Genomic DNA, 7,164 nt, shown 5'->3' on the forward strand with positions numbered 1-7,164 from the left:
TACCGGGTGACCGCGTACCTCGACGGTGAGAAGTGCCGGATCGAGGTCTGCGACTCCGGTCCCGGCCTGCCGTGTCCCCCGGACCACCGGCCGGCCCGCGCGGACGCCGAGCACGGCCGCGGACTGTGCCTGATCCGCGAACTCGCCGACCACGTCCACATCGGGGCCAGGCCCGGCCGGGGCGGGACGGTGGTCAGCTTCGACAAGATCCTCAAGTGGACGAAGGACCCCTCCCTGCTCACGGCCTGACGGCTCTCGGCCGCCCGGGGAAACGGCCGGGCACCTCCCGGTACCCGGCCGCTCACCCGTACGTCAGCCCTTCAGCGCGGCCATCCACGCCTCGACCTCGTCGGAGCGGCGGGGCAGGCCCGCGGAGAGGTTCCGGTTGCCGTCCTCGGTCACGAGGATGTCGTCCTCGATGCGGACCCCGATGCCCCGGTACTCCTCGGGCACGGTCAGGTCGTCGGCCTGGAAGTACAGCCCCGGCTCGACGGTGAGCACCATGCCCGGCTCCAGCGTGCCGTCCACGTACGTCTCGGTCCGCGCGGCGGCGCAGTCGTGGACGTCCATGCCGAGCATGTGCCCGGTGCCGTGCAGGGTCCAGCGGCGCTGCAGGCCCAGCTCCAGGACCCGCTCGACCGGGCCCTCGACCAGGCCCCACTCGACGAGCTTCTCGGCCAGCACGCGCTGCGCGGCGTCGTGGAAGTCGCGGTACTTGGCGCCCGGCTGCACGGCCGCGATGCCGGCCTCCTGGGCCTCGTACACGGCGTCGTAGATCTTCTTCTGGATCTCGCTGTACGTGCCGCCGACCGGCAGCGTGCGCGTGACGTCGGCGGTGTACAGGGTGTGCGTCTCCACACCGGCGTCGAGCAGCAGCAGGTCGCCGGAGCGGACCGGGCCGTCGTTGCGCACCCAGTGCAGCGTGCAGGCGTGCGGGCCGGCCGCGCAGATGGAGCCGTAGCCGACGTCGTTGCCCTCCACGCGCGCGCGGAGGAAGAACGTGCCCTCGATGTAGCGCTCGCTCGTCGCCTCGGCCTTGTCGAGGACCTTGACGACGTCCTCGAAGCCGCGGACGGTCGAGTCGACGGCCTTCTGCAGCTCGCCGATCTCGAACTCGTCCTTGACCAGCCGCATCTCGGAGAGGAAGACGCGCAGTTCCTCGTCGCGCTCGGCGGTGACCTTGTCGGTCAGGGCGGCCTCGATGCCGGCGTCGTGGCCGCGCACCACCCGGACGGGGCCGGTGGCCTCGCGGAGCTTGTCGGCCAGTTCGCGCACGTCGGCGGCCGGGATGCCGTACAGCGCCGCGGACTCGGTGAGGGAGTGCCGGCGGCCGACCCACAGCTCGCCCTGGCCGGAGAGCCAGAACTCGCCGCTCTCGCGGTCGGAGCGGGGCAGCAGGTAGAGGGTGGCCTCGTGGCCCTCGCCCACGGGCTCCAGCACCAGGACGCCGTCCTCGGTCTGGTTGCCGGTGAGGTAGGCGTACTCGACGGAGGCGCGGAAGGGGTACTCGGTGTCGTTCGAGCGGGTCTTCAGGTTGCCCGCCGGGATCACCAGGCGCTCGCCCGGGAAGCGGGCGGAGAGCGCGGCGCGGCGGCCCGCGGTCTCGGCGGCCTGCGCGATCGGCTCCAGGTCACGCAGCTCGGTGTCGGCCCAGCCGGACCGCATGTTCTCGGCCAGCTCGTCGGACACGCCCGGGTACAGGCCGTTCTTGCGCTGCTTGACGGTCTCCTCGGCCTCGGCCTCCGGGCCCTCCGCGGTAGCGGAGTCGGGCACAGCCGGGTTGAGCTCGTCGGACACGTGATCCTCCTCGATACGCCATTGATCTCCCCCGGGGCCCGCGACGCTCCTGCTTGTGGCCGAGCGGGGACCTCCATCATCGTACGGTCGTACGAGGAGCGGGCGGGGCCGGATGACCTGTTATGCCCGGTCATGCCAGCCGGCGTCCTCGGCCGGGACGGACCGGCCTCAGTCGAAGCGGGCCGCGAGCAGCACCACGTCCTCCTCGCTGTCGGCGGTGTCCCGGCCGTCGGGCAGGACCGCGCGCAGGACGTGGTCGGCGACGGCGCCCGGGTCCTGCCGCACCGCGCGCGGGACGCCCGCGGCGGCGGCGTGCAGCCGGGCGAAGGCGCGGTCCATCGGGTCGCCGGTGCGGTGCAGCAGCCCGTCGGTGTAGAGCAGAACCGTCTCTCCGGCCTCGGCCTGGATCTCCACGCTCGGCGCCTCCCAGCAGGCGAGCATGCCGAGCGGGGCGGAGACGGAGGTCTCGGCGAACTGTGTGCGCCGCTCGCCGATCAGCAGCGGCGGACTGTGCCCGGCGCCGGCCAGCGTGACCTTGCGCAGCGCGGGCTCGCAGTAGGCGAACAGGGCGGTGGCGGACCGGGCGGGCTCGGTCAGCCGCAGCAGCAGCTCCAGGTCGGACAGGACGGCGACCGGGTCCTCGCCCTCCATCACGGCGTACGCCCGCAGGGAGGCGCGCAGCCGGCCCATCGCGGCCACCGCGCTGGGCCCGGAGCCGGTGACCGAGCCGACGGACAGGCCGAGCGCGGCGTCGGGCAGCGGGAGCGCGTCGTACCAGTCGCCGCCGCCGCGCGGTCCGGTGCGGTGCCGGGCGGCGAGCTGGACGCCGGCCACCCGGGGCAGCCGGGAGGGCAGCAGTTCGTCGGTGAGGGTCGCCATGCACGCGCGCGTGCGCTCCACCTCCAGCAGCCGGGCCAGGTGTTCGGTGGCGTGCCGGACGTACAGCCCGGCGAGATGGCGCCGGCGTGCGTGCGGCTCGGCCGGCTCGTCGTAGAACCAGACGACGGCACCGAGGCGGCCGGCGGACTCGGTGGCGAGCGGGAGGGCGTAGCTGGCGGCGTAGCCGAGGCGGGCGGCCACCTCGCGGTGACGGGGGTGCAGGCCGTCCTCGGCGAACAGGTCGGGGTGCAGCACCTCGGCGGTGCCTCGGGTGTCGTAGGGCAGGGCGCGGCGCGGGACGGTCTCTAGGTGGCCGAGGTCGGCGCGGGCGAGGCCGAGACCCAGGGTGCTGCGCGGGCCGGTGCCGTCGGCGGGCTCCAGGACGACCAGGCCGCGGCGGGCGCCGACCAGGGCGGCTCCGGCGCGCAGCAGCTCGTGCAGGGCGGGGTCGAGGGCGTGCGTGCGGGAGAGGCGCTCGGTGAGTTCGTGGAGGGTCGTGAGATCGGAGACCCAGCCGGCCAGCCGGTCCTGGAGGAGGGCGCCGGGGGCGGGCGGGTGGGGGACCGGGACGGAGGCGGCGCCGGCGGCGGGCGAGGCGGGCGCAGTGTGTGCGGGGGTGGGGACCGTGGGATCGATTCCGGCCACTTTCGGAGGGTGCGGGGCGTTCATGGCGTCCGGCCTTCAGACCGGTGCGTATTGCTCAGAAGCATCGCAAACCCCCATGTCATTCTGCGCCGCTAGCAGTGTCTCCACATGTACACGCACTCGTGAGGGGATGTCCAGCATTGTCCTGCGGGGATTCCTGGTGTCCACGGGACGTGCGGGCGTTTTTCCCGAACCCCTTGCCTTACTGCCAAGTTGGCTAAAAACTGCCTCAGGTATCGGTCCATTGCGGTCGACTGGCCTTGCTCGACGGAGCGTCACAGCGGTCGTGATGGGTACGTACTCGGAGAAGGCCAGGGGTGGTTGGGGACCACCCGGAACCTGGCGACGGACCCGGGCGTCATAGCCACCGACGACCGAGCCCCATCCTCCCGTGGCGGAGGCGGAGAGAAATACGCGCGACGGCAAAACGCCAGACTTCGCCACCCCTACGCCGCGGTCGTGCTTTTGATAGACGCACCATGGACGCGGGCGCGGCCAACGCTCGACCCCCTCGGGGTTCCCCATGCCGTGCGCAGGGATGTGATGCGCCAACAGGTACGCACAGTGAAGTGATCGACACATGGTGTGATGTAGCCCCACGGTGTTGCCAGCGGTGCAACGGAAAGGAACGAGCGCTCATGCGCGAGATCCTCGGAAGGCGACGCAGGCTCCTGTCCAGGCGGAAAGACGGCAGGCCCGACCTGATCGGCGCGGCCCTGACCTTCGCGACGCAGTGGCAGTGGCCGGTACTCCCCGGTGTGGCGCCGGACCCGCAAGGGCGGGCCCGCTGCGCCTGCCCCGACCCGGAGTGCACGGTCCCCGGTGCGCACCCCTTCGACCCCGGCCTGCTCGCGGCCACCACGGACGCGCGCATGGTGCGCTGGTGGTGGACCAACCGGCCGAGCGCCCCGATCGTCCTGGCCACCGGGGGCGGCGCGCCCTGCGCGGTCAGCCTGCCGGCGCTCGCCGCCTCCCGCGCCCTGGCGCTGCTCGACCGGCGCGGCATGCGGCTCGGTCCGGTGATCGCCGCGCCGACCCGCTGGTCGCTGCTCGTCAAGCCGTACTCCCTGGAGCAGCTCGGCGAGTTGCTGTACGCCAAGGACTTCGTCCCCGGCTCCCTGCGCTTCCACGGCGAGGGCGGCTACGTCGCGCTGCCCCCGTCCGAGACCGGCCAGGGCGCCGTCCGCTGGGAGCGGGCCCCGCTGCCCGGCTCGGCCGCGCCCTGGGTGCCCGACGTGGAGGCAGTGGTGGACGCCGTGGTCGACGCCCTCACTCGTACGGGTGTGAGCGCGCCCGAGTTGTAGGGGTGTCGGGCGCGGGCGGGGCGGGCGGGCCCCGCCCGCTCGTTATCTTCCGCTCATGCTGCGACATTCCGGCGACCGCCGTGCCCCCCAGCGTGATCCCCGACGGCTGCGTCTGTTCCTCCTCGTGGGCGTCATCGCGGCCGTGGCCGCCCTGCCGCTGACCATGGCCTCCGCCGGACAGCCCGGCGACCCCGGCCGGTCCGGCGCACCGGCCGCCCCCCGCGGTGGTGGCGGGACCCGCCCGGCCACCGCGCACGGCTCCCCCTCCGCCCTCGGCCTGGGCCTCGCCACCGCCGCCCGCTGCGGCCCCGAACTGACCTCGCCCGAGGGCATCGAGGCACAGACCTGCGTGCTGACGCAGGGCGAGGACACCTGGGCGCGCGCCTACTACCGCAACGCCACCGGCGAGTCGCTGGACTCCGTGCTGAGCCTGATGGGCCCGGGCGGCCGGAGCGTGCAGATGCGCTGTGTCACCGGGGCCGACGACGAGCCCGCCACCTGCGAGACGCCACGCCGGCGCATTCGGGGCGGACCGGGCGGCTACACGGCCGTCACCGAGTTCGCCGGGCGCGGGGCGAAGGGACCGCTGCTGCTGCGCTCGGGCAGCAACTCCTGAGCGCGCCCTCCGGGTTGGTCACCGGGGCGCCGGGCGCCGGACGCGGGCATGGAAAGGCCCGGTTGCTGGCGACGGGGGATGCACCAGCAACCGGGCTACTGGAACGGTAACAAGAGATCGGCGGTTCGCAAATTCCGGGCCGCCTATTCGGACACCGATTTCCCTGACCGAACCGGGAGTTGTGACAGGAGTCACCTGCCGCGCGGCCGGGTGCCGCGACTGACCGGCCGGTCAGCCGCGGCACCCGCGCCGCGGGCATCAGCTGAGCGTGACCTGCCGGTTGGTCAGCCCGCCGCGCGCCCGGCGCTCGTCCGCGGTGAGCGGTTCCCGGACGGCGAGGGCCGCGGCGAGGCGCTCGGCGAACTCGGCGGCCGGCTTCTCCACGTCCTCCGCGGCGACCCCGCTCGGCAGGTCCCAGACCGGCACCGTGAGCCCGTGAGCACGGAAGGAGCCGACGAGCCGGGTGCCCTCGCCGAGACTGGAGCGGCCCGCCGCGTGCAGACGCGCGAGGGCGTCCAGAAGCTGCTCCTCCGGGTGCGGCATGACCCAGCGCAGGTGGTTCTTGTCCGGGGTCTCGCACCAGTAGGCCGCGTCCACACCGGTCAGCTTCACGGTCGGGATGGCGGCGGCGTTGGCCCGCTCCAGGGAGGCGGTCACCTCGGGGGCGGCGTTCTCCGCGTCCGGCACCCAGAACTCGAAGCCGCTGTGCACGACCGGGTCGAAGGCGCCCTCCGGGTCCAGCAGGTCCTGCAGTCGCGGGCCGTCGGCGGGGGCGCGGCGGGCCTGCACCGGGGTGCCGGGCTCGGCCTCCAGCGCGCGCAGCAGCGTGTCGGCCAGGTCGCGGCTGATGTCGCCGGACGCCGTGTCGTTCTGCAGGCCGAGCAGGACCGAGCCGTCGTCGCGGCGCAGCGCGGGCCAGGCCATCGGCAGCACCGTGGCCAGGGTGACCGACGGGACGCCCTCGGGCAGGCCGTCGCGCAGGGTCAGCCCGGCCGTCGCCGCGGGCACCAGCTCGCGCAGTGCCACCCAGTCGCACTCGCCGGGCAGCCCCTCGAACGGTCGGTGCACCAGCTCGGTCGCGGCGTGCGCGGCGGCCCGGCCGTGGCAGGCCTTGTAGCGCCGGCCGCTGCCGCACGGGCAGGGTTCGCGCGCGCCGACAACCGGGATCTCCCCGTCGATCGGCTGCGGCTTGGCCTTCGTCTGGGGTCGCTTCTTGGCCATGGTGGGTGTCTCCCGGTTACGGCTCTTCTCGTACGTCGGGAGCCTAGCCGTTCGGACCATGACCGACGGGAACCTGTGGACAACGCACGTGCGCTCGACGCCGCCGGTGTGCGGCCCGGAGCCGGTCGCGTGCGGTGGCGGTCCCTCAGTCCACGTCCCCGAAGGCGTCCGTGAAGTCCAGGCCGGGCAGGTCCGGGAGGCTCGGCAGGGCCGCGTGCGTGACGCGCGCGGCGAAGGCGTCGTGCGGGCAGCGGGCATCGGGGTCGTGGACGTCCTCGTGGACCACCGCCCAGACCGTCACCTCGCCCCGCACGTCGTCCCGGACGCCCCAGTCGTCGGCGAGGGCCGTGATGATGTTCAGCCCCCGGCCGCCGTGCGCGGTCACCGACGGCGTGGCCGGCGCCGGGCGGGTCGGGCCGCCGCCGTCCGTGACTTCCACGATGAGCCGCCCGCGCCCGTCAACCCGCCATGCGGCGCGGACGTCCCCGTCCCCGGCCGGCGCGTCCCCCAGGGGCCGCCCGTGCTTGCAGGCGTTGCTCAAGAGTTCGGACAGGATCAGTACGGCGTCGTCGATGACCGATTCCGCTACGCCACCGGTGCGCAGTTGCGCCCGCATCCGGTGCCGCGCCTTGCCCACGCCCGCAGGGCCATGGGGTACGGCCATGCTCGACGACGTGGGCACCTCCTGTGCCACCACCAACG

Annotated in this window: 7 protein-coding genes; 3 read left to right on the plus strand and 4 right to left on the minus strand. The window is 73.9% G+C overall.

Going from position 1 to position 7,164, the window contains the following annotated elements:
* Window positions 1-249 (plus strand): ATP-binding protein (locus tag IE312_RS41995; protein ID WP_229900477.1); only part of this gene is annotated, 249 nt, incomplete at its 5' end.
* A gap of 63 nt (window positions 250-312) precedes the next feature.
* On the opposite strand, the gene IE312_RS26970 is transcribed toward IE312_RS41995, so the two are convergent.
* Together IE312_RS26970 and IE312_RS26975 are read right to left on the minus strand one after the other, a co-directional pair.
* Window positions 313-1,797: an aminopeptidase P family protein gene (locus IE312_RS26970; protein ID WP_189984918.1), complete on the minus strand. Its 1,485-nt coding sequence runs from the start codon at window positions 1,795-1,797 to the stop codon at window positions 313-315.
* Between the two features lie 168 nt (window positions 1,798-1,965).
* Window positions 1,966-3,345, minus strand: a complete 1,380-nt coding sequence (locus IE312_RS26975) for a PP2C family protein-serine/threonine phosphatase (protein ID WP_189984919.1) — start codon at window positions 3,343-3,345, stop codon at window positions 1,966-1,968.
* Window positions 3,346-3,959: 614 nt separating this feature from the next.
* Here IE312_RS26975 and IE312_RS26980 point away from each other — a divergent pair.
* Complete coding sequence (locus tag IE312_RS26980; protein WP_189984920.1) at window positions 3,960-4,625, plus strand: bifunctional DNA primase/polymerase; 666 nt, start codon at window positions 3,960-3,962, stop codon at window positions 4,623-4,625.
* A gap of 55 nt (window positions 4,626-4,680) precedes the next feature.
* Complete coding sequence (locus IE312_RS42000; RefSeq protein ID WP_229900478.1) at window positions 4,681-5,241, plus strand: hypothetical protein; 561 nt, start codon at window positions 4,681-4,683, stop codon at window positions 5,239-5,241.
* A 258-nt stretch (window positions 5,242-5,499) separates the two neighbouring features.
* On the opposite strand, the gene IE312_RS26990 is transcribed toward IE312_RS42000, so the two are convergent.
* Both IE312_RS26990 and IE312_RS26995 read right to left on the minus strand, forming a co-directional pair.
* Window positions 5,500-6,462, minus strand: a complete 963-nt coding sequence (locus IE312_RS26990) for a DUF5926 family protein (RefSeq protein ID WP_189984921.1) — start codon at window positions 6,460-6,462, stop codon at window positions 5,500-5,502.
* A gap of 145 nt (window positions 6,463-6,607) precedes the next feature.
* A partial coding sequence (locus IE312_RS26995; RefSeq protein WP_229900479.1) for an ATP-binding protein occupies window positions 6,608-7,164 on the minus strand: 557 nt, incomplete at its 5' end.

The organism is Streptomyces capoamus (genome assembly GCF_014654935.1).
Classification (GTDB): Bacteria; Actinomycetota; Actinomycetes; order Streptomycetales; family Streptomycetaceae; genus Streptomyces; species Streptomyces capoamus.